Annotated in this window: 19 protein-coding genes and 1 pseudogene; 16 read left to right on the forward strand and 4 right to left on the reverse strand. The window is 71.4% G+C overall.

Going from position 1 to position 21,812, the window contains the following annotated elements:
* Window positions 1-26 precede the first annotated feature (26 nt).
* From CRYAR_RS06770 to CRYAR_RS06810, 9 genes and pseudogenes are all read left to right on the forward strand, one after another.
* Window positions 27-2,159, forward strand: coding sequence for a putative cobaltochelatase (locus CRYAR_RS06770; RefSeq protein ID WP_035849138.1), 2,133 nt, complete (start codon window positions 27-29; stop codon window positions 2,157-2,159).
* Window positions 2,159-2,773 carry a cob(I)yrinic acid a,c-diamide adenosyltransferase gene (gene cobO / locus CRYAR_RS06775; protein WP_035849140.1) on the forward strand — a complete coding sequence of 205 codons (615 nt, stop codon included), beginning with the start codon at window positions 2,159-2,161 and terminating at the stop codon, window positions 2,771-2,773. Before CRYAR_RS06770 ends, cobO begins: the two co-directional genes overlap by 1 nt.
* Window positions 2,770-4,101: pseudogene (locus CRYAR_RS49445) on the forward strand (cobyrinic acid a,c-diamide synthase CobB); the annotation flags it as partial. The gene cobO and the pseudogene CRYAR_RS49445, both read left to right, overlap by 4 nt.
* Window positions 4,102-4,879: 778 nt before the next feature.
* On the forward strand, window positions 4,880-5,584 hold the full coding sequence (gene cobI / locus CRYAR_RS06785; protein ID WP_035849142.1) for a precorrin-2 C(20)-methyltransferase: 705 nt from the start codon (window positions 4,880-4,882) through the stop codon (window positions 5,582-5,584).
* A complete protein-coding gene (locus CRYAR_RS06790) occupies window positions 5,581-5,976 on the forward strand; it encodes a cobalamin biosynthesis protein (protein ID WP_035849144.1) in 396 nt (131 codons plus the stop codon). Before cobI ends, CRYAR_RS06790 begins: the two co-directional genes overlap by 4 nt.
* Window positions 5,969-6,991: an Rv2231c family histidinol phosphate aminotransferase CobC gene (gene cobC / locus CRYAR_RS06795; RefSeq protein ID WP_035849146.1), complete on the forward strand. Its 1,023-nt coding sequence runs from the start codon at window positions 5,969-5,971 to the stop codon at window positions 6,989-6,991. The genes CRYAR_RS06790 and cobC overlap by 8 nt, the downstream gene beginning before the upstream one ends.
* A gap of 106 nt (window positions 6,992-7,097) precedes the next feature.
* A complete protein-coding gene (gene cobT / locus CRYAR_RS06800) occupies window positions 7,098-8,150 on the forward strand; it encodes a nicotinate-nucleotide--dimethylbenzimidazole phosphoribosyltransferase (protein WP_342673856.1) in 1,053 nt (350 codons plus the stop codon).
* The gene (gene cobA / locus CRYAR_RS06805) at window positions 8,147-9,394 is read left to right on the forward strand and encodes a uroporphyrinogen-III C-methyltransferase (protein WP_051569853.1); all 1,248 of its coding nucleotides are present in this window, start codon (window positions 8,147-8,149) and stop codon (window positions 9,392-9,394) included. Before cobT ends, cobA begins: the two co-directional genes overlap by 4 nt.
* Window positions 9,395-9,745: 351 nt before the next feature.
* Window positions 9,746-10,078, forward strand: a complete 333-nt coding sequence (locus CRYAR_RS06810; RefSeq protein ID WP_211247302.1) for a hypothetical protein — start codon at window positions 9,746-9,748, stop codon at window positions 10,076-10,078.
* Between the two features lie 117 nt (window positions 10,079-10,195).
* Here CRYAR_RS06810 and otsB read toward each other — a convergent pair whose 3' ends face one another.
* Window positions 10,196-10,948: a trehalose-phosphatase gene (otsB, locus tag CRYAR_RS06815; RefSeq protein WP_035849152.1), complete on the reverse strand. Its 753-nt coding sequence runs from the start codon at window positions 10,946-10,948 to the stop codon at window positions 10,196-10,198.
* Window positions 10,945-12,336: an alpha,alpha-trehalose-phosphate synthase (UDP-forming) gene (locus CRYAR_RS06820; protein WP_035849154.1), complete on the reverse strand. Its 1,392-nt coding sequence runs from the start codon at window positions 12,334-12,336 to the stop codon at window positions 10,945-10,947. Before CRYAR_RS06820 ends, otsB begins: the two co-directional genes overlap by 4 nt.
* Window positions 12,337-12,709: 373 nt before the next feature.
* Between CRYAR_RS06820 and CRYAR_RS06825 the strand changes: the two genes are divergently transcribed.
* The 3 genes from CRYAR_RS06825 to CRYAR_RS06835 all read left to right on the forward strand — a co-directional run bounded on the left by CRYAR_RS06825 (window position 12,710) and on the right by CRYAR_RS06835 (window position 16,287).
* The gene (locus CRYAR_RS06825; RefSeq protein WP_035849156.1) at window positions 12,710-14,059 is read left to right on the forward strand and encodes an ABC transporter substrate-binding protein; all 1,350 of its coding nucleotides are present in this window, start codon (window positions 12,710-12,712) and stop codon (window positions 14,057-14,059) included.
* A 309-nt stretch (window positions 14,060-14,368) separates the two neighbouring features.
* Entirely contained in the window at window positions 14,369-15,340 is a 972-nt protein-coding gene (locus tag CRYAR_RS06830) for a carbohydrate ABC transporter permease (protein ID WP_035849157.1), read from the forward strand.
* Window positions 15,337-16,287: a carbohydrate ABC transporter permease gene (locus CRYAR_RS06835; protein WP_035849159.1), complete on the forward strand. Its 951-nt coding sequence runs from the start codon at window positions 15,337-15,339 to the stop codon at window positions 16,285-16,287. The genes CRYAR_RS06830 and CRYAR_RS06835 overlap by 4 nt, the downstream gene beginning before the upstream one ends.
* A gap of 53 nt (window positions 16,288-16,340) precedes the next feature.
* Here CRYAR_RS06835 and CRYAR_RS06840 read toward each other — a convergent pair whose 3' ends face one another.
* Window positions 16,341-17,297, reverse strand: a complete 957-nt coding sequence (locus CRYAR_RS06840; protein WP_035849162.1) for an alpha/beta fold hydrolase — start codon at window positions 17,295-17,297, stop codon at window positions 16,341-16,343.
* Window positions 17,298-17,361: 64 nt separating this feature from the next.
* Between CRYAR_RS06840 and CRYAR_RS06845 the strand changes: the two genes are divergently transcribed.
* From CRYAR_RS06845 to CRYAR_RS06860, 4 genes are all read left to right on the forward strand, one after another.
* Window positions 17,362-17,961, forward strand: a complete 600-nt coding sequence (locus tag CRYAR_RS06845; protein WP_035849164.1) for a TetR/AcrR family transcriptional regulator — start codon at window positions 17,362-17,364, stop codon at window positions 17,959-17,961.
* A gap of 107 nt (window positions 17,962-18,068) precedes the next feature.
* Complete coding sequence (ettA, locus tag CRYAR_RS06850) at window positions 18,069-19,739, forward strand: energy-dependent translational throttle protein EttA (RefSeq protein ID WP_035849165.1); 1,671 nt, start codon at window positions 18,069-18,071, stop codon at window positions 19,737-19,739.
* A gap of 1 nt (window position 19,740) precedes the next feature.
* On the forward strand, window positions 19,741-20,148 hold the full coding sequence (locus tag CRYAR_RS06855; protein ID WP_035849168.1) for an acyl-CoA thioesterase: 408 nt from the start codon (window positions 19,741-19,743) through the stop codon (window positions 20,146-20,148).
* Window positions 20,145-20,732 carry a DUF8185 domain-containing protein gene (locus CRYAR_RS06860; RefSeq protein WP_084700174.1) on the forward strand — a complete coding sequence of 196 codons (588 nt, stop codon included), beginning with the start codon at window positions 20,145-20,147 and terminating at the stop codon, window positions 20,730-20,732. The genes CRYAR_RS06855 and CRYAR_RS06860 overlap by 4 nt, the downstream gene beginning before the upstream one ends.
* On the opposite strand, the gene CRYAR_RS06865 is transcribed toward CRYAR_RS06860, so the two are convergent.
* Window positions 20,716-21,762 carry a hypothetical protein gene (locus CRYAR_RS06865; RefSeq protein WP_157017443.1) on the reverse strand — a complete coding sequence of 349 codons (1,047 nt, stop codon included), beginning with the start codon at window positions 21,760-21,762 and terminating at the stop codon, window positions 20,716-20,718. The genes CRYAR_RS06860 and CRYAR_RS06865 overlap by 17 nt on opposite strands.
* Between the last annotated feature and the right edge of the window lie 50 nt (window positions 21,763-21,812).

Consider the following 21,812-nt stretch of genomic DNA (forward strand, 5'->3'; position numbering starts at 1 on the left):
GGCATGCCCTCGTGCGTGATCGGCGGGTGACTCCGCCCTATCCGTTCTCCGCGGTCGTCGGGCTGGACGACCTGCGCTTGGCGTTGACGCTCAACGCCGTTTCGCCGGCAATCGGCGGTGTGCTCGCCCGGGGCGAGAAGGGCACCGCGAAGTCGACGGTGGTCCGGGCGCTGCACGCCCTGCTCCCACCGGTCACGGTGGTGGCCGGCTGCCGCTTCGCCTGCGACCCCGCCTCTCCGGACCCCCAGTGCCCGGATGGCCCCCACGCCGACGTGACCGCCGAGAGCCGGCCCGCCCGGCTGGTGGAGTTGCCGGTGGGTGCCACCGAGGACCGGCTGGTGGGTGCGCTCGACCTCGAGCGGGCGCTCACCGAAGGCGTGCGGGCCTACCAGCCCGGGCTGCTCGCGGCCGCGCACCGGGGCGTGCTCTACGTCGACGAGGTCAACCTGCTCGCCGACCACCTGGTCGACACGCTGCTCGACGCGGCCGGCATGGGCCGCGCGTACGTCGAGCGCGACGGCGTCTCGGTGCGGCACGCGGCCCGGTTCCTGCTGGTCGGCACGATGAACCCGGAGGAGGGCGAGCTCCGCCCGCAGTTGCTCGACCGGTTCGGGCTCACGGTGGAGGTCACCGCCAGCCGCGACCCCGCGGAACGGGCCGAGGTCGTGCGCCGCCGGCTGGCCTACGAGGCCGACCCGGAGGGCTTCGCGGCCCGGTGGGCCGAGCACGACGCGGAACTGGCGGGCCACATCGTCGAGGCGCGCGCCCGGCTGGCCGACGTCGTGCTGAGCGACGCCGCCCTGCGCCGGATCAGTGCGGTGTGCGCCGCCTTCGACGTGGACGGGCTCCGGGCCGACCTCGTCACCGCGCGGACGGCCGTCGCGCTGGCCGCCTGGCACGCGCGTGACCACGTCACCGACGACGACATCCGGAGCGCCGCCGAGCTGGCCCTGCCGCACCGCCGCCGGCGCAACCCGTTCGACGCTCCCGGCCTCGACCAGGACCAGCTCGACAAGGCCCTGCAGGAAGCCGCCGACAACGACCCGGACGACGACCCCGACGACGACCCGGGCCGCGGGCCGGACGACCCCGGCGGCCCGGACGACGGCGGCCCGGACGACGACGACCCGGACCACGGTGGTCAAGCCGACGGCGACGCGACCGACAGCGACGCGACCGAGGCCGACGCGAACCAGGGCGGCCCCGACCGGCGTCAGCCCGACGCGGCCCCGAGCGCACCGCACGACGGCCCGCCTCCGTCCGGACCGCAAGCCCCGGCCGACCGGGCCGCCGACGACGACACCGACGATCGGCCGCGCCGGCTCGCCGCCGCCGAACAAGCCGCGGTCCGCGCCACCAACCCGTACCGCACCAAGCTGCTCACCGTGCCCGGCATCGGGCGCTCCCAGTCCGACGCCTCCGGCCGCCGCTCGCAGGCCGAGGCCCGCCGCGGCCGCGTGGTGCGCTCCACCCGCACCGACGGCCCGGTGACCGACGTCCACCTGATCGCGACGTTGCTGGCGGCGGCGCCGCACCAGAAAGCCCGCGGACGCACCGCCGGCCTCCGGCTCGAGAAGCAGGACCTGCGCGCCGCCGTCCGCCGCGGTCGGGAGAGCAACACGATCCTGTTCTGCGTCGACGCGTCCGGTTCGATGGCCGCGCGGCAGCGGATGGCCGCGGTCAAGGGCGCGGTGCTGTCGTTACTGCTCGACGCCTACCAGCGTCGCGACACCGTCGGCCTGGTGACGTTCCGGCGGGACACCGCGACGCTCGCGCTACCGCCCACCGGCAGCGTCGAAGTGGCCGCGCGCCGCCTCGAGGAGCTTCCGACCGGCGGCCGGACCCCGCTCGCCCAGGGGCTCGTCAAGTCGGCCGAGGTCCTGAAGATCGAGCGACGACGTAACCCGCACCGACGTCCGCTGCTCGTCGTGGTCACCGACGGCCGGGCCACCTACGGTCCGGACGCCAGAGCCGCCGCCCGCCGCGCCGCCGCGTACCTGGCCGCCGAGGGCACCGCGTCCGTCGTCGTCGACTGCGAGAACGGGCCGATCCGCTTGGGGCTCGCGCAGGAACTCGCCGTGCACCTCGGGGCCACCGCGTTCCGGCTCGAGGAACTGAACGCCGACAACCTGGCCGGTGTCGCGAGGGGAGCAGCCTGATGCCGCAGGGCAAACCGACCACCGTCCCGAACGACGGCCTCACCACCCGCCAGCGCCGCCGCCGCCCGATCCTGGCCGTCCACACCGGCCCCGGGAAGGGCAAGTCCACGGCGGCGTTCGGGCTCGCGCTGCGGGCCTGGAACGCCGGCTGGCCGATCGGCGTCTTCCAGTTCGTGAAGAGTGCGAAGTGGCGGGTGGGGGAGGAGGACGCGCTCACCGCGCTCGGCGAGTACCACGCGCAGACCGGCACCGGCGCGCCCGTGACCTGGCACAAGATGGGCGAAGGCTGGTCCTGGATCCAGCGCGCGGGCACCGAGCAGGACCACGCGCGCGACGCGGCCGAAGGCTGGGAGCAGATCAAGCGTGATCTGGCTGCCGAAAATTACGGCCTGTATGTCCTGGATGAGTTCACTTATCCCATGAAGTGGGGTTGGGTCGACGTCGATGATGTGGTGGAGACGCTGGGGAACCGCCCCGGCAGCCAACATGTCGTGATCACCGGCCGTGATGCCCATCCGTCCCTTCTCGAAGCTGCTGACCTGGTCACCGAGATGACGAAGGTCAAGCACCCGATGGACGCCGGGCAGAAGGGCCAGAAGGGAATCGAGTGGTGACCGTCGTCCCCCGCCTCGTCATCGCCGCCCCGGCGTCCGGCCACGGCAAGACCACCGTCGCGACCGGGCTCCTCGCCGCGTACAAAGCGCGTGGCCTGCGGGTCAGTCCGCACAAGGTCGGCCCGGACTACATCGACCCCGGCTACCACGCCCTGGCCTCCGGGCGGCCGGGTCGCAACCTGGACCCGTATCTCGTCGGCCCGCACCTGATGGGCCCGCTGTTCGCGCACGGTGCCGCCGGTGCCGACCTCGCGGTCGTCGAGGGCGTCATGGGCCTCTACGACGGCGCGGTCGGGCACGGTGACCTCGGCTCGACCGCGCAGGTCGCGGCCGCGCTCCGGGCGCCGGTCGTGCTCGTCGTGGACTCGTCGGCGCAGGGCCGGTCGGTCGCCGCGCTGGTGCACGGGTTCCGCACGTACGAGCCGAGCGTCTGGCTCGGCGGGGTGATCCTCAACCGGGTCGGCTCCGAGCGGCACGAGAAGATCCTGCGTGACGCGTGCGAGGAGATCGGCACGCCGGTGTTCGGGGCGTTGCGTCGGCGCGACGCGATCTCGACGCCGTCGCGGCACCTGGGCCTGGTGCCGGTCGCGGAGCGCAGCCAGGAAGCGACCGAGGCCGTCGACGCGATGGGGCGGATCGTCGCCGAGAGCGTGGACCTGGACCGGCTGCTGTGGCTCGCGCGGTCGGCTCCGCCGGTGTCGGCCGACCCGTGGTCGCCGTCCGAAGCGGTCGGCGGCCGGGTGTCGGAGCGTCCGGTGATCGCGGTCGCCGCCGGAGCGGCGTTCACTTTCGGTTACGCCGAGACGGTCGAGCTGCTGGAAGCCACCGGGGCGGTCGTGGCGCGGTTCGACCCGCTGCACGACGAGTCGTTGCCGGAGGGTGCGGCCGGGCTGGTCGTCGGGGGTGGGTTCCCCGAGGTGCACGCCGAGGCGCTGAGCGCGAACGAGCCGTTGAAGAAGGCGGTGCGTGAGCTGGCGGCGTCCGGGGCGCCGATCGCCGCGGAGTGCGCCGGGCTGCTCTGGCTGACCAAGTCGCTGGACGGCAAGCCGATGTGCGGTGTGCTCGACGCCGAGGCGGGGATGACGCCCAACCTCACGCTCGGTTATCGGAGTGCGGTGGCGATCTCGGATTCGCAGCTGCTGCCGGAAGGGACGCGGGTGCACGGGCACGTGTTCCACCGCACGCAGGTGGAGCCGCGGGCCGGGGCGCGGCCGGCCTGGCAGTGGCAGGGGCGCCCGCCGGAGGGGTTCGTGCAGGACGGGATTCACGCGTCCTACCTGCACCTGCACTGGGCCGCGCATCCGGTGATCGCGCGCCGGCTGGTCGATGCGGCGGCGCGCCTGCAGCGTCGTGCGTTGCCCGCCGTCGCTGCCGGTCCGTCGAACACCCTGGTCGACGCTCCGCGCGCGCTACCGCCCGCGTCCGCCGACCCCGCCCCCACGAAGATCGACACCCCCGCCGACCCGGCCTCGGCCGCCCCGACGGCCGTGGCCCCCGCCCCGACCGCGGTCGAGCCGGCCGTACCGACCCCGACCGCTATCGAGCCGCCGGCGGCGACCCCGACCGCGGTCGAGCCGACCCCGACCCCGACCGCTATCGAGCCGGCCGGCGACGAGACGCCCACGGCGGTGGTGCCGGCGGGTGGATCCGGTGAGGACCGGGAAGCGGCGGACGCGGCTGCGGCCCGGGCCCGGGCGGAGGCCGACGCCGCCGCCGCCCGCACGCGTGCCGAGCAGGACGCCGTGGCAGCCGGCACGCGCGACGCCGTGAAGAGCGGCACGCGGGACGCCGTGAAGAACGGCGCCGGGTCCGACGATGCGGCGCACGAGGCCGCCGGGATCGGGCCCGACCGGAGGGCCGATGGCGACGAGGGCACCGACGAGGCGGTGGCACCAGGTGTGGCGTCGATGAAGGAGAACGGCACCACCGCTGACGGGAATGACATCGCGACGGCCGACAAAAACGGCGATTCGGGAAGTTTGCCCCGCGTGTCGCGGAGCGACGGTCCGGCGTCTGCGCCGGATCGCGACGGATCATGAGTTCTCACGGCGGGTGGTCGAGCCGGGCCGGGTGGGACGGCCCCGACCACCGGCGGAGGAGCGTCGCATGAAGCTGATCGGCGTCGGTGTGGGCCCGGGCGATCCCGAGCTGGTCACCGTGAAGGCCGTGCGGGTGATGCGCGCGGCCGACCGGGTCTACGTGCCGGTGCTCTCCGCCGACGAGACCGGCTACGCCGAGCTCACCGTGCGTACGCACGTGGACCACGATCGGCTCGAGCGGCTCGTGTTCACGGCCGGTGATCCCGACGGGGCCGCCGACGTCGTCGCCCGTTTCCTGCAGTCGGTCGGTCCCGGCGGCTCGGCGGTGTTCGCGACGATCGGCGACCCGAACGTGTACTCGGCGTTCACCCAGCTCGCACAGGCGATCCGGCGGCTGCTGCCGGAGGTCGCGGTCGAGACGGTCCCGGGGGTCACCGCCGCGCAGGACCTGGCGAGCCGCTGCCGGGTCCCGCTCGTCGAGCACGGCGAGTCGCTCACGCTGCTGCCGCTCGGCACCGGCGTCGGCGGTCTCTCCGACGTGCTCGACCGCCCGGGCAGCGTCGTCGTCTACAAGAGCGGGCGGCACCTGATCGGCGTGAAGGAAGCGGTCCGGCGCGCCGGACGCCTGCACGGCGCGCTCTACGGAGCGCGGCTCGGCCTGCCGGGCGAGGAGGTGCGGCCGCTGGCCTCCGCCGACGGCAGCACCGCGCCGTACCTGTCATCGGTGCTGGTCCCCGCGCGGCGGACCGGCGTTCGGAGTGGAGCACAGTGAAGCCGTTAGCGGTCTACGTGGTCGGCGTCGGTGCGCGGGCCGGGGTGTCCGCCGCGGAGGTCAGCGCGCTCGTCGACGAGGCGCTCGCGGCCGCACGCATCGGGGCGCACGAGGTGGCGCACCTCGCGACCGTGGAGGCGAAGGGGACGGAGGCGGGGATCCGCACCGTCGCCGCCGACCGGGGCTGGCGGCTGGTGACGTGGCCGGCCGCGCGGCTCGCGCAGGTATTGGTACCGACGCCCTCCGCGCTGGTCGGCGAGGTGGCCGGCACGGCGAGCGTGGCCGAGGCCTCGGCGCTGCTCGACTCGACCGGCCGGCCGACCGGCGCACTCGTCGTGCCGAAGCGCACGTCGCCGACCGTGACGGTGGCGATCGCCCGACACAGTGGTTGATCTCCGGCACCACGGCGACGCCGAGGTACGCGAGGCCGGGCTCGTCGATCTCGCGGTGAACGTGCGGCAGGGGGCGATGCCGGGCTGGCTGGCGGGGCCGGTGCGGGAGTCGCTCGAGGACCTGGCGGCCTACCCGGATCAGACCGGAGCACGGGCGGCGGTGGCGGCCCGGCACGGTCGGCCACCGGAGGAGGTGCTGCTGACCGCCGGGGCCGCGGAGGCATTCGTGCTGCTGGCGCGGGTACTGCGACCCCGCAGGGCGGTGGTGGTGCACCCCCAGTTCACCGAGCCGGAGGCGGCGCTGCTGGCCGCGGGGCACGCCGTGACACGAACCGTGCTGCGGGCCGCGGACGGGTTCGTGCTCGATCCGGCCCTGGTGCCCGACGACGCCGATCTGGTCGTCATCGGCAACCCGACGAACCCGACGTCGGTCCTCCATCCGGCGGTTTCGCTCGCCGCGTTGGCGCGACCGGGGCGGACGCTCGTCGTGGACGAGGCGTTCGCGGACACGATCGCGGGCGAGCCGGAGTCGGTGGCGGGGCGGCGGGAGCTCCCCGGGCTCGTCGTCGTCCGGAGCCTGACCAAGACCTGGCAGCTGGCCGGGCTGCGGGTCGGGTACGTGCTTGCGCCGGCCGGGCTGGTCGGCGCACTGGGGGAGGCGCAGCCGCTGTGGGGGGTGTCGACGCCGGCTCTGGCGGCCGCGGTGGCGTGCAGTTCGGCGCGGGCGGTGGCCGCCGCCGACGAGTTCGCGGCCGCGCTCGCCGACGAGCGGGAGTACCTGCTGGCGGGGCTGCGCGCGGTGACGGGGGTGCGGGTGCACGGGGTGCCGGCGTCGTCGTTCGTGCTGATCGAGACCCCGGGGGCGGCGGCGCTGCGGGAGCGGCTGCGCCGGTCGGGGTGGGCGGTGCGCCGGGGCGATACGTTCCCCGGGCTGGGGCCGGACTGGCTCCGGGTCGCGGTCCGGGACCGGGTCACCACCGACCGGTTCCTGAGCGCGCTCGCGGCGGCGCGCTGAGGGTTGCGCCACGTGCGTGCGCGCGGAGTGGGGAGGGCGGGCGCGGTTACGGAGTGGCGCGGTGCACGATTAAGGGAACGGCCCTGGGAGGAACCACCTGATGAGCCTGTTGAGCTCCACCGTTGCGGCGATCGGTCCGGCGGATGCCGCGGCCGCCGCGCAGGCGCGTGACCGCCAGGCTCGGATGACGAAGCCGGCCGGTTCGCTGGGCGTGCTCGAGGACCTCTCGATCCGGCTCGCCGGGCTGGCCGGGCAGTGCCCGCCTCCGCTGCCCGAACCCGCGGCGGTAGCGGTGTTCGCCGGGGATCACGGCGTGCACGCCCAGGGCGTCACGCCGTGGCCGCAGGAGGTCACCGGCCAGATGGTGGCGAACTTCCTGGCCGGCGGTGCGGTCGTCAACGCGTTCGCGGCGCAGGTGGGGGCAGCGGTGACCGTCGTCGACGTGGGCGTGGCTGTCGCGCCCGCGGCCGGTGCCGGCCTGCTGGAGCGCAACGTGCGCCGGGGCACCCGGGACATGACGGTCGAGCCGGCGATGACGCGGGACGAGGCGATCGCCGCGATCGAGGTCGGGATCGCGGTGGCCGGGGAACTGGTGGACGCCGGGCACCGGGCTCTGCTCACCGGCGACATGGGCATCGCGAACACGACCGCGTCGGCCGCGCTGGTGGCCGCGTTCACCGGCGCCGACGCCGCCGCGGTGACCGGCGCGGGCACCGGGATCGACGCGGAGACGCTGGCCCACAAGACGGAGGTCGTGCGCCGCGCACTCGCCCGCCACGACCTCGACGCCGACGACCCGATCGGCGTCCTGGCGGCGGTGGGTGGCCTCGAGCACGCGGCGATCGCCGGGTTGGTGCTGGGCGGGGCGGCCCGGCGGGTGCCGGTGATCCTCGACGGGGTGATCGCCGGGTCGGCCACGCTGGTGGCCGCCGCGCTCGCCCCCGACTGCCTGGACGCCGTCGTGGCCGGCCACCGGTCCACCGAGCCCGGCCACGGGGTGGCCCTCGACCACCTGGGCCTGACGCCGCTCGTCGACCTCTCGCTGCGGCTCGGCGAAGGCACCGGTGCGGTGCTCGCTCTGCCGCTCGTGCAGGCCGGCGTGCGCGCACTGCGTGACGTGGCGACGTTCGACTCGGCCGGTGTGACGGAGAAGCAGTGACGTATCCGGTCGGATTGCGGCTGACGGGACGGCGCGTCCTGGTCGTCGGCGGCGGCACGGTCGCGCAGCGGCGCGTGCCCGCCCTCCTCGACGCCGGTGCGCAGATCGTGCTCGTGGCGCCGGAGGTGACGCCGGCGCTGGACGCGCTGGCGGCGGCCGGGCGGCTGCGCTGGGAACCGCGCGAGTACACCGCGGGTGACGTCGACGGCGCCTGGTACGTGATGGCCGCGACCGACGTCCCGGCCGTCAACGCGGCGGTCGCCGAGGCGGCCGAGGCCGCGCACACGTTCTGCGCCCGCGCCGACGACGGCTCGGACGCCTCCGCGTGGACACCGGCGGTCGGGCGGCACGGAAACCTCACGGTCGCGGTGCACGCGGACCGCGACCCGCGGCGCGCGGCCCTGCTGCGTGACGCGCTCGTCGACCGCCTCAACGACGGTTCGCTGGACGCCGCTCCGCAGCGCGGCCGCGGCCCCGTGCCGGGTGTCGCGCTCGTCGGGGCCGGCCCCGGCGACCCGGAGCTGATCACGGTCCGCGGGCGGCGCCTGCTGTCCCAGGCCGAGGTCGTGGTGGCCGACCGTCTCGCGCCCCAGTTGCTGCTGGACGAGCTCCCGCCGCACGTCGAGGTCGTGGACGCGTCGAAGGTGCCGTACGGGCGGGCGATGGCGCAGGAGGCCATCAACGAGACGCTCGTGTCGCGGGCCAAGGCCGGGCGGTTCGTGGTGCGGCTCAAAGGCGGCGACCCGTTCGTGTTCGGCCGCGGCAGCGAGGAGCTCGAGGCGTGCCTCGCGGCCGGGGTGCCGGTCGAGGTGGTGCCGGGGGTGACCTCGGCGGTGGCGGTGCCCTCGTCGGCGTGGATCCCGGTCACGCACCGGGGGGTCGCGCACGAGCTGGTCGTGGTGTCCGGGCACGTCGCTCCGGAGGACCCGCGGTCGCTCGTCGACTGGTCCGCGCTGGCGCGGCTCAAGGGCACGCTGGTGATCCTGATGGGCGTGGAGCGGTTGCCGGCGATCACCGCCGCGCTGATCGCCCACGGCCGGGCGGCGGACACTCCGGCCGCGGTGATCCAGGAGGGTACGACCGGGTCGCAGCGTCAGGTGCTGGCCACCCTCGGCACGGTCGCGTCGGACGCGCTCGCGGCCGGCCTGTCGCACCCGGCGATCTGTGTCGTGGGCGAGGTCGTGACGATCGGGGCGCGTCTGACGGCACTCGCCTCCGCCCTCCCGGCGAGCGTCCAGGGCTGACCGCTCAAGGTTTGGTTACCCTTAGTAACAAGGGATGCTCGCTTATGGCCGGTCGACCGGCGATCGTCGTCCGCTCCCGCGACGGCGTCGCACAGTGATACGTCCCATTTGTGGAGCCGATCAAGCGGCGTGAGGGCGAGTGCGTTTTGCGTTGCTTTGTCCCTTTCGGGAAGGCATACTCCTAAGGGCACGAACCCGGGGCCGCGCCGCCGTCCAGTGTGGTGGTGACCACCGGTGTGTATCGCTCGCACAGCACGGAATCCCAGGTCGAACGGTCAGTATTCGCCGTGTTCGCAACCGTTCCGTGCTGCTGCCGACATTCGCCATCCAGTCGAAAGGAGCTCTTTCGCCTTGTCTTCCAAGTTCATGCGCGGGCTCGTCCTCGCGGGCGTAGCGACCGCAAGCCTGGCCAGCGTGGCTGCCCCCGCGTCGGCCGCGACGCAGAGCACCGCTCCGGCCGCCAAGAAGGCCGCCATCGTCGTCATCTGTGACGGGTACGCACCCGTCTACGGATGCCAGTACCCGGACTACCTGGACTACCCCTGGGCCGGTGACTACTACCGCGGTGGCGATTACTACTACTACGGCCGTCCCGGCTTCTACTGGGGCCGTGGCGACAACTGGGGTTGGGGTGGCCGCCACCACCGTCACTGGCGTGGTCACCACCACCGCCGGTGGCGTTGAGAGGCTGACCGCCTCACGCACGGAAGCTTGACGCCGTCGTCGGGAGACTAGGCCGGGCCGCCACCCGGGCTCTCCCGACCACGGCATGAGGCCGCCCGGTTCGTCCGGGCGGCCGACCTATGTCCCGACGTGCAGCCGTCGCTCCTCGGAGAGCAGCGCGAACATCGCGACGATCGCCTCGGGATCGTCCACTCGGTACTCCGCGGCCGTCTCGCCCGGACCGACCTTGACCCCGACGTCACCCGGGCGCAGCACCGCGAACGCCTTCTCGTCGGTCACGTCGTCGCCGGCGAACAGCACCGCGTCGGCGCCCGTGCGCTCGCGTAGGACGTCCAGCGCGGTGCCCTTGCTGGTCTCGACGACGGCCAGTTCGAGGACCTTCTTGCCCGCCGTGGAGTGGACACCCGGCCAGCTCCCCGGCCCGGCCGCCACGCCGGCGAGAAGCTTCTCCCCGGCGTCGGCATCGGCGTTGCGGACGTGCACCGCGACGCTGGCGATCTTCTCCTCCAGCGCCGCGCCCGGCACCGTTCCGACGAGCGAACCCAGCTCGGCGAGCAGCCGCGCACGCAGGTCGGCGGCCTCCGACGGAATCGCGAACCCGTCGTCGAACTCGACGCCGTGGGTACCCACCAGCAGCGCCTCGCCGCCCAGCCCGGAAAGCCGGGCGAGGTCGACGAGCGCGCGCCCGGAGAGCAACGCCACCGACGTGCGGGGGAGCGTCACCAGCTCCTGCAGCGCGTCGATGCCCGCCGGCAGCGGGAACGCCTTCGCCGGGTCGCTGACGATCGGCGCGAGCACGCCGTCGTAGTCGGTGGCGACCAGCAGGGTCTCGACGGCGGACAGGCGAGCGATCGCGTCCCGCAGCGTCATGCCTCGATCCCCATCGCCTGGAGGAAGTCGGCGGCCCAGCGCGACACGTCGTGCTCGGCGACCTGCCTGCGCATACGGCGCATCCGGCGGCGCGCGTCGGCCGGGTCGGCGTTGATGGCCTGCAGCACGCGCTCCTTGACGCCGTCGATGTCGTGCGGGTTGACCAGGTAGGCCTGCTTGAGCTCCGCGGCCGCGCCGGTGAACTCGCTCAGGATCAGCGTGCCGCCGTGGTCGACCCGGGACGCGACGTACTCCTTGGCGACCAGGTTCATGCCGTCACGCAGCGGGGTGACGAGCATGACGTCGGCCGCGCGGTAGAACGCGGTGAGCTCCTCACGGCTGAACGACTGGTGCAGGTAGTGCACCGCGGGCGCGCCCACGTTGCCGTAGTCACCGTTGATGCGCCCGACCTGGAGCTCGATCTCGTCGCGCAGCACCTTGTAGTGCTCGACCCGCTCCCGGCTGGGCGTCGCGATCTGGATCAGCGCGACGTCCGGCACGCTCACCGAGCCGTCCTGGAGCAGCTCCGAGAACGTCTTGAGCCGGATGGCGATGCCCTTGGTGTAGTCCAACCGGTCGACGCCGAGCAGGATCGTCTTCGGGTGGCCGAGCTCGTCCCGGATCTCGGCCGAGCGCTTGGCGATGCGCTCCTCGCGCGCGATCGCGTCGATGCTGGCGAAGTCGATCGAGATCGGGAACGACCGGGCGCGGACCGTGCGGCCCTCGAAGTCCACCTCGCTGCCGCGCGGCTTCAGGTCGATCAGCCGCCGGGCGAGGCGCAGGAAGTTCGCCGCCCCGCCGGGCAGCTGGAACCCGATCAGGTCGGCGCCCAGCAGCCCGCGGATCACCTGCGTGCGCCACGGCAGCTGCATGAACAGCTCCTGCGGCGGGAACGGGATGTGCAGGAAGAACCCGATCCGCAGATCCGGCCTCCGCTCACGGAGCATCTGCGGCACCAGCTGGAGCTGGTAGTCCTGCACCCAGACCACGGCATTGTCCGGCGCGGCCTCGGCGGCGGCGTCGGCGAAGCGGCGGTTCACCGTGACGTAGTCGTCCCACCAGCTGCGGTGGTACTCGGGCTCGGCGATGACGTCGTGGTACAGCGGCCAGAGCGTGGCGTTCGAGAAGCCCTCGTAGTACGAGTCGACCTCGCGGTGCGAGAGCGGCACCGGATGGATCTGGATGCCGTCGGCCTCGAACGGCTCGGGCGCGTCGCCGGCGTCACCGGACCAGCCGACCCAGACGCCCTGCCGCTTGCGCATCACCGGCTCGAGCGCCGTGACCAGGCCTCCCGGGCTGGGACGCCAATGAACGGAACCGTCGGCTCTCACCTCGCGATCGACTGGCAATCGGTTGGCGACGACGACGATCGAAGTGCGATCCGACACGGGCGGAACCCCCTCGGGTTGTCCGTACGGCCGTCATCCTATCGGGCGTTCGCCGAGGCTAGACCACCGACTTGGGCTATCCGGACCGTTCGGGTCCGGTCGATCACCCGCTGTGCCCCGTAAGGAGGCCCATCATTCACGACCGGGCCAGCTCTATCGATTCAGTTTCCCGGCGTCGGAACCTCGGTCTACCAGGGCCGGAGTTAGCTGCTTCCGGATCGTTACCTGTTTGAATCCCAGGGATGTTGCGCTGGAGTTAAGAAAGCGCTTTCATCGCCATACCGCCCGGGGGATCGAGGCGTAGCTCACACGGTGACCGGTGGAGCGGTCATTGTGCGACACGCATCCCTCGTCAAGAAGGAGGTTGCAAACGATGGTGTTTGGTGTGCCGCGCCGACGAGCCTTCACAGGGGCTGTGGCAGCGGTGGGGACGGTGATTCTCCTCGCGAGCTGCAGCACCAGCGGCTCCGGGGCGGACAAGGACTCCGCCGAGTGTGAGCCCTACAAGAAGTGGGCCGTCGAGGAAGACGCCACGGTGACGGCGTACTCGTCGATCCGTGACGTCGAGGCCGACCGGCTCGAGGAATCCTGGAAGCAGTTCGAGGACTGCACGGGTATCACCATCGAGCACGAGGGCTCCGGTGAGTTCGAGGCCCAGCTCAACGTCCGTGTGGACGGTGGCAACGCTCCTGACCTCGCGTTCTTCCCCCAGCCGGGCCTGCTGGCCTCGCTGGCCAAGGAAGGAAAGGTGAAGCCGGCTCCGGCCGCCGTCAAGACCAGCGCCGACGCGAACTTCTCGCCGGACTGGATCAAGTACGGCACGGTCGACGGCAAGTTCTACGCCGCGCCGCTCGGTGCGAACGTGAAGTCGTTCGTCTGGTACTCGCCGAAGACGTTCAAGGACAAGGGCTACCAGGTCCCCACCACGTGGGCCGAGCTGATCGCCCTCTCCGACAAGATCGCCGGAACCGGCGAGAAGCCGTGGTGCGCGGGCGTCGAGTCCGGTGACGCCACCGGCTGGCCGGCCACCGACTGGCTCGAGGACGTCCTCCTGCGCACCGGTACGCCGGAGGAGTACGACGCGTGGGTCAACCACACCACGCCGTTCAACTCCGCGCCGATCGTGGCGGGCCTCGACCAGGTCGGCAAGATCCTGAAGAACCCGAAGTACGTCAACGGTGGTTACGGCGACGTCAAGAGCATCGTGACCACGTCGTTCCAGGAGGGTGGCCTGCCCATCCTCGAGAACAAGTGCACGCTGCACCGTCAGGCGTCCTTCTACGGCAACCAGTGGCCGGAAGGCACCACGGTGGCCGCTGACGGCGACGTGTTCGCGTTCTACCTGCCCCCGATCGACCCCGCCAAGGGCAAGCCGGTGCTCGGTGCCGGTGAGTTCGTCGGTGCGTTCGCGGACCGCAAGGAGGTCCAGGCCGTGCAGGAGTACCTCTCCACGCCGGAGTGGGCCAACAGCCGGGCCAAGATCGGTGAGGGTGGCTGGATCAGCGCCAACAAGGGCCTGGACGCGAACAACCTGAAGAGCCCGATCGACAAGCTGTCGGTCGAGATCCTGCAGGACCCGAAGTCGGTCTTCCGCTTCGACGGTTCGGACCAGATGCCCGGTTCGGTGGGCGCCGGTTCGTTCTGGAAGGCCATGGTCGCCTGGCTGAACGGCGAGGCCACCAAGCCCGCGCTCGACTCGGTCGAGAAGAGCTGGCCGAAGTAGTTCCACGGGGTCGGCTCGTCCGACCGGCCCGGGCGGTGCTTCCGCACCGCCCGGGCACCTGCTTGCCCACCGTTCGGTGGCCGAGCGTTACGAATTTGCCGCCACGAGTTTCCGCTGATGCCCGGCCTGGTGCCGGGCGTCGGCGCAAGATGGTGAAACTCGCGTGACGGCCGTGACGCGCCACGAACGAGAAGGCGTAATTCCACTGGCGTCACGGCCCGGACCACGGGCGTGCGCTGACGAAACCTGTGCGGGTCGGGTGCCCGGGGGCTGGACCCCCGGGCATTCCGGCATCGGAAGGAGTGGGCCGTGGATTTTGTCGACTGGGGCCCGAAACTGTTCAACGCTCTGCTGGCCGTCGCCGTCTTCGGCGCGGTCGTGGGGCTCCTCCTGCTCGTGGTCGATCGCGCCCCCAAGCGCGGCCACGACAGGTACCAGCTGGCGGTGTTCCTGCTGCCCGCGGTCGTGCTGCTGGCGGTCGGGCTGCTGATACCGGCGGTCCGGACGACGATCCTGTCGTTCACCAACGCGGCCGGTGACTTCGTCGGGTTGGACAACTACAAGTGGTTGTTCACCGAGGACGAAGCGCTGATCACGATCCGCAACACGATCATCTGGACCGTGCTGACGCCGATCCTGGCGACCGGCATCGGCCTGCTCTACGCGATCGTGATCGACAAGGCGCGCACCGAGGCGATCTCCAAGACGCTGGTGTTCATGCCGATGGCGATCTCGTTCGTCGGCGCCGGCATCATCTGGAAGTTCATGTACGCCTACCGGGGTGGCGGCAACGAGCAGATCGGCCTGATCAACCAGTTCATCGTCTGGTTCGGCGGCGAGCCCAAGCAGCTGCTGCTCGACCCACCGCTGAACACGTTCCTGCTCCTCATCGTCATGGTGTGGATCCAGGCCGGTTTCGCGATGGTCGTGCTCTCGGCCGCGATCAAGGGCATCCCGGCCGACATCGTCGAGGCCGCGCGCATCGACGGCGTCAACCCTTGGAGCATGTTCTGGCAGGTCACTCTGCCGTCGATCCGCGGGGCGGTGATCGTCGTGCTGTCGACGATCACGATCGCGGTGTTGAAGGTCTTCGACATCGTCCGGACGATGACCGGCGGTAACTTCGACACCAGCGTCATCGCGAACGAGATGTACACGCAGGCGTTCCGGTTCCGGGAGCCCGGCCGCGGTGCCGCGCTCGCGCTCCTGCTGTTCGTCCTGGTGATCCCGCTGGTGCTCTACCAGATCCGGGTTCTTCGTCAGCGGGAGGAGACCCGATGAGCACGGTCGCGGCCACCGCCGCCCAGACACCCCCGGTAGCGGTCACCGAACCGATGGCCAACCGGGTGAAGAAGCGGCTGACATCGCGGACGGCGTCGATCATCTCGCTGCTGATCGCGGTGGTCTGGACGATCCCGACGTTCGGGCTGCTGCTCTCGTCGTTCCGGCCGGAGCGCGAGATCAAGACGACCGGCTGGTGGACGGCGTTCACCAACCCGTCGTTCACGCTGGAGAACTACGAGACGGTTCTGTTCGGAACGTCCTCGACGCAGCTGGCCAGCTACTTCGTCAACTCGATCGTGATCGCCGTCCCGGCGACGATCTTCACGCTGACGCTCGCGGCGATGGCCGCGTACGCGCTGGCCTGGATCGATTTCAAGGGCCGCAGCTGGGTGTTCATCGGCATCTTCGCGCTGCAGATCGTGCCGCTGCAGATGGCGCTGATCCCGCTGCTGCAGCTCTTCTCCAACGGTGCTCACATCGGCAGCATCACGATCGTCCCGGACTTCAACCTCACCGGCACGTTCGTGACGGTCTGGATCGCGCACGCCGCGTTCGGTCTGCCGCTCGGCACGTTCCTGCTGCACAACTTCATCTCCGAAATCCCTCGGGAGATGGTGGAGGCAGCTCGGGTCGACGGTGCCGGGCACGGCGCGATCTTCCGGAAGCTGATGCTCCCGCTGATCACGCCGGCGCTGGCCTCGTTCGGCATCTTCGAGTTCCTGTGGGTGTGGAACGACCTGCTGGTCGCGCTCACGTTCACCGGCGGCACGAAGGACGTCGCACCGCTGACCGTGCGGCTGGCCGAGATGGCCGGCTCGCGCGGCGACCGGTGGGAACGATTGACCGCGGGCGCGTTCGTCTCGCTGATCGTTCCGCTGATCGTGTTCCTGTCCCTGCAGAAATACTTCGTGCGAGGTCTGCTGGCCGGTGGCCTGAAGGGCTGACCGGTCGATCGAGCCGAAGCGCCGGGCCCAACCCCTTCGGGCCCGGCGCTTCGTCATGCCAGGAGTGTTTTCAGGTCCGCCGCGAGACGGTCGGGGTATTCGGCGTTGACGGCGTGTGAGGCGTCGTCGTAGACCTTCACGGTGCTGTTCGGCAGCAGTCGGCGCGCGTTCTCGGCGCCGGCATCCGGATCGTGCATCCGGGATTCGCCGCCGAAGATCACCAGCGTCGGTATCCGCAGATTCCGGAGCTGCCCGTCGCTCGGGCGGGACGGCGCCGACAGCTTGATCACGTAGGACTGCATGCCCTGCTCGATCATCCGCGCGACCGGCTCGTCCTCGACCGGGGCGTCGTTGGCGGTCCAGCGCGCGAAGCCGTCCCGCCAGGACTTCGGGAACCACTTGACGCTCGCCGGCACCGAGCGGAGCACCGCCTGGGCGGAGAGGTTCCCGAACACGACGACCGGGTCGAACAGCGAGACGCTCGCGACCTTGGTCGGCTCGTGCACCGCCAGGTTCGCCGCCGTCCAGCCGCCGATCGACCAGCCGACCAGGTGGACCCGCGGCTCCGGCAACACCTCCAGGACCTCGTGCAGCCACCGGGCGTGATCGGCCGGCGTCGTGATCGGCCGCTGCTGGACGCTGTAGCCGGGCTCGCCGAGCAGGTCGACGGTGTAGGCGCTGCGCAGCCGTAACAGCGACGGCAGGTTGTCGGCCCAGATCGGCGACGCCGAAGCGCGGCCCGGAAGCAGCACGAGCGGGTCCTCGTCCGGCGCGGCACCGGCGAAGTGGTAGACGCGGACGATCCCGTAGCTGGTCCGCACGTCGAGAGTGCGGTCGGGAGCGGGCAGGTCGTCCATCGCGTCGTCGTAGGCGGCGAGGAAGCGGTCCTGGGCCTCACCCGAGGTGAAGTAGCCGATCGGGGACGGGTCGCGCAGCGCGTAGGCGGTGATCAGGGCGAGCGCGCCGAGGACTCCGAGGCTGCCGAAGAGCAGGCGGCGGTTGCGTGACATGAGCTGATCCCTTCTACCGTGCGGTCGATTTACTAACCACATGGTAGAACGCTAGGGTCGAAAAGTGGCACCCGGGAAACCCCTGACCTTCGTCGAGCAGGCGCGGCGTGCGCAGATCGTCGGCGTCACGATCGACGTCGTCGCCGAGCACGGCTTCGCGAAGGCCTCGCTGCAGCGGATCGCCGACGCCGCCGGGCTCACCAAGGCCGCGGTGCTCTACCACTTCCCGTCGAAGGACGCGATCGTGCGCGCCGCCTACGGATCGGTGCTGCACAGCCTCACCGACGACGTCGGGCGCGCCGTGGACGCGGCCTCCGGGGCGGCGGCGCTGGACGCGTACGTCCACTCGCTCGTCGCGCACCTGCGGGCACACCCGGCCCACGTGCGGATGATCGTCGAGGCCGTCGTGGAGCGGACCGGCGCCGACGACGTCCCGAGCGGTCCCAGCCGGCGGGACGCGGTCGCCTCCCTGGTGGAGCAGGCCGTCGCGGCCGGCGACTACCGCGAGGGCATCGACCCGATCGTCGTCGCGGTCCTGGTCAACGGGGCGGTCGACGCGATCGTGGGGCAACTTCTCGACGACCCGGCGTTCGACACGGCGGGCGCCGCCACCGAGCTCACCGAGTTGCTGCGCCGCGGGTACGGACGGAATACCGGGGCGTAACGGCGCGTTCTACGCGCGGATCCCCCCCGGGGGCGTTGATTTCGCCGCGCCGCGCAGACCTGGGAGGATGGAAGGACGTACGCGATCCGCGGAGGAACGACCCCCTGATGGCCCAGTACATCTACACGATGCGCAAGGTGCGCAAGGCGCACGGCGACAAAGTGATTCTCGACGACGTCACGCTGTCGTTCCTGCCCGGCGCGAAGATCGGCGTCGTCGGTCCCAACGGTGCCGGTAAGTCGACGGTGCTCAAGATCATGGCCGGAATGGAGAACGCCTCGAACGGCGACGCTCTGCTGGCCCCCGACGCCACCGTCGGCATCCTGCTCCAGGAGCCGCCGCTCAACGAAGACCTGGACGTGCGCGGCAACGTCGAAGAGGGCGTCGCCGAGATCCGCGGTGTCCTCAAGCGGTACGACGCGGTCAACGAGGCGATGGGCGAGCCCGACGCCGACTTCGACAAGCTCCTGGCCGAGCAGGCCGAGCTGATGGACAAGATCGAGGCCGCCAACGCCTGGGAGCTCGACAGCCAGATCGAGCAGGCGATGGACGCGCTGCGCTGCCCGCCCGGCGACGCGGACGTCCGCGTGCTCTCCGGCGGTGAGCGGCGTCGCGTCGCCCTGTGCAAGCTGCTGTTGCAGGCGCCCGACCTGCTGCTGCTCGACGAGCCCACCAACCACCTGGACGCGGAGAGCGTCCTGTGGCTGGAGCAGCACCTCTCCAAGTACGCCGGCGCCGTGCTCGCCGTCACGCACGACCGGTACTTCCTCGACAACGTCGCCGAGTGGATCCTCGAGATCGACCGCGGCCGCACCTACCCGTACGAGGGCAACTACTCCACTTACCTGGAGAAGAAGGCCGAGCGGATGAAGGTCGAGGGCCAGAAGGACGCCAAGCGCGCCAAGCGGCTCAAGGAAGAGCTCGAGTGGGTGCGGTCGAACGCGAAGGCGCGTCAGGCCAAGAGCAAGTCGCGTCTGGCCCGGTACGAGGAGATGGCGGCCGAGGCCGACCGGCACCGCAAGCTCGACTTCGAGGAGATCCAGATCCCGCCGGGCCCGCGCCTGGGCAACGTGGTGATCGAGACCGACAAGCTCACCAAGGGCTTCGGTGAGCGGGTGCTCATCGACAACCTGAGCTTCACGCTGCCGCGCAACGGCATCGTCGGCATCATCGGCCCGAACGGCGCCGGTAAGACGACGCTGTTCCGCACGCTGATGGGCGAGGAGAAGCCCGACAGCGGCGCGGTGAAGATCGGCGAGACCGTGCAGATCTCCTACGTCGACCAGGGCCGTGGCGGTATCGACCCGAAGAAGACGCTGTGGGAGGTCGTCTCCGACGGCCTGGACTACATCCAGGTGGGCAAGGTCGAGATGCCCTCGCGTGCGTACGTCAGCGCGTTCGGCTTCAAGGGCCCCGACCAGCAGAAGCCGGCCGGCGTGCTCTCCGGCGGTGAGCGCAACCGGCTCAACCTGGCGTTGACGCTCAAGCAGGGCGGCAACCTGCTGCTCCTGGACGAGCCGACGAACGACCTCGACGTCGAGACCCTGTCGTCGCTGGAGAACGCGCTGCTGGAGTTCCCGGGCTGCGCCGTGGTCATCACCCACGACCGGTGGTTCCTCGACCGCGTCGCCACGCACATCCTCGCGTACGAGGGTGACTCGCAGTGGTACTGGTTCGAGGGCAACTTCGAGTCGTACGAGAAGAACAAGGTCGACCGGCTCGGCGCCGAGGCGGCTCGTCCGCACCGCGTGACCTACCGGAAGCTGACCCGCGACTGACATGCCGCGGCACACGGAATGGTGTCAGGTCCGCTGGTCGGACATGGACGCGTTCGGGCACGTCAACAACGCCCGGTTCCTGACGCTGTTCGAAGAGGCCCGGACGGCGCTGATCCTCGACGGGGGAGAGGCGCTGTCCGGGATGCTCGACGGCTGCGTGGTCATCCGGCACGAGATCGACTACGTCCGGCCGGTGAGGTACGGGCGCGGTCCGATCCGGGTCGACTGCTGGGTCACCGAGGTGCGGGCCGCCAGCTACGGCGTCGGCTACGAGCTGTTCAACCACGCGGAGGAGTCGGCGGCGCGCGGCCTCACGAAGCTGGTGCCGGTTTCGCTGCCGGCCGGGCGTCCGCGTCGACTGCGTCCCGAGGAGCGTGAGTTCCTCGAGGCCTGGCGGGAGGAATCGTGACGGTTCCGGTGGTCGAGCGACGTGACCTGGGCGTTTTCCTGGGGCGGGTGGTCCGGCTCGACGCGGGTGCGCTGGTGCGGATCCGGCCGTCCGGCCCCGACCACCTGACGCTCTGGGCTTCGTTGCCGTTCGACGTCCTGGTCGCGCGCACGGTGCCGGGCATGTGGTTGGACGACGCCACGGTGCGTGCCACCGAGCTGCTGGAGTCCGAGTCGCCGCAGCGGCGGGACTCGGAGTGGCGGGGTTCGCTACCGCCCGAGCGGGGCTGGCAGGTGCTGGACACCGTGCCCTCCGCGGTGGTTCGTGATCTGATCACCGCCGGTCAGAAAGCCTTCCGCGCGGCCGGCACCCAGGCCGCGGGCGAGTCGCTGCTCGACCACGAGACCCTCCGGGTACGCGGCGACGCGCCGGGCGCACCGGAGGTCGCGGTGACGTTCCGCCTGCTGCTGGCGCTGGCCCGGATGGCGTTCCTGGGCGACCGGCCGGTGGAGGTGGCCACGTGCGGCCCCTGGGTCCGGCTGAGCGCCGACCACGGCACCGCCTACCACCGCACCGCCGCGTTCGGCGTCACGCTTCTGCGCTAGTGCACTTCAGCTCGACGTGGACCGGATCGCCGTCGCGCGGGAAGGTCAGGACACCGGCGTCGCTCAGCCGGGTCGGCAGCCGAAATTTGTTGATCTCGCAGGTCTGCGCGAATCCGACCGGATCGTAGTCGCGGTCGAGGCCGGTGGCGTCGAGTCGCAGCACGCCGGGTGTGACGACGTAGGTCTCGAGCGGCCCGTCCGTGCCGTTGGGATCGCGTGAGTCCCGCACGCTGATCGCGGGTCGGCGGACGATTCGCCACCGTTGCGTCGTCACGTCCTCCGGGTCGACCAAGCCTTTTTCCGTGTCGTATCTGCTGTCGTACCAGGGCGCCATCGTGCATTGCGCGGTGCGCAGCGCAACGCAGTCGTCCAGCACCGCGTCCACGGCGGCCTGCGCGGTTCGGTTACCGGCCGCCGTGACGGTGAATTCGGGGTCGTACGAGCCCTGGTCCGTCACGATCAGCCGGGGGTTCTTCGGCGCCAGAGCGGTGGAAGGGACATTGGCGTACGGCGTGTACACGCCGGGGAACATCCAGAACCGGGTGGCATCGGACCGGACCGTGGTCGGATCGTCGGGCCGCAGCGGCACTCGCACCGGGCCGATCTGCAGGAAAGAGAACAGCCGGGGCCAGAAGGGGACGCTGACCAGCGGATCGTCTATTCGCCAGCTCCAGCCGTCCTCGGCCAGGCGGAACTCACCGCGGTGGCCACCGCCCAGGCGGTAGGCCACGGAGTAGACGTCCTCGTTCTCGAAGTCGGGTATGCCGCCCTCGACCACCTTCGGGGTCTCGACCGCGTCGATCGTCCAACCGCGGGACAGCGCCTCCCGGCGGAGGAACGGGCCGGTCGGGACGTCCTCGGCGCGGGAGATGTCCAGGGCCTCGGCGGTCCGGCCGGCCGACAGCGCCTCGAGATAGTCGCGGACGACCTCATCGGGTTCGTCGCGGCCGATCCAGGCGACGAACCACACGAGCACGACCAGCGCCGATACGCCGGCGGCCAACACCCGCGCAGGCCGGTCCAATGTCACGAGGCCACACGGTAGCGTCGCCGGTCCACATCGGCCGGTGGGCGGCCCGC

It is taken from the genome of Cryptosporangium arvum DSM 44712, from assembly GCF_000585375.1.
Classification (GTDB): domain Bacteria; phylum Actinomycetota; class Actinomycetes; order Mycobacteriales; family Cryptosporangiaceae; genus Cryptosporangium; species Cryptosporangium arvum.

Coding starts and splice junctions, on each gene's coding strand:
- cobO (WP_035849140.1), top strand. CDS start 2,159: ATGCCGCAGGGCAAACCGACCACCGTCCCGAACGACGGCCTCACCACC.
- cobI (WP_035849142.1), top strand. CDS start 4,880: ATGAAGCTGATCGGCGTCGGTGTGGGCCCGGGCGATCCCGAGCTGGTC.
- otsB (WP_035849152.1), bottom strand. CDS start 10,948: ATGACGCTGCGGGACGCGATCGCTCGCCTGTCCGCCGTCGAGACCCTG.
- CRYAR_RS06825 (WP_035849156.1), top strand. CDS start 12,710: ATGGTGTTTGGTGTGCCGCGCCGACGAGCCTTCACAGGGGCTGTGGCA.
- CRYAR_RS06835 (WP_035849159.1), top strand. CDS start 15,337: ATGAGCACGGTCGCGGCCACCGCCGCCCAGACACCCCCGGTAGCGGTC.
- CRYAR_RS06840 (WP_035849162.1), bottom strand. CDS start 17,297: ATGTCACGCAACCGCCGCCTGCTCTTCGGCAGCCTCGGAGTCCTCGGC.
- ettA (WP_035849165.1), top strand. CDS start 18,069: ATGGCCCAGTACATCTACACGATGCGCAAGGTGCGCAAGGCGCACGGC.
- CRYAR_RS06855 (WP_035849168.1), top strand. CDS start 19,741: ATGCCGCGGCACACGGAATGGTGTCAGGTCCGCTGGTCGGACATGGAC.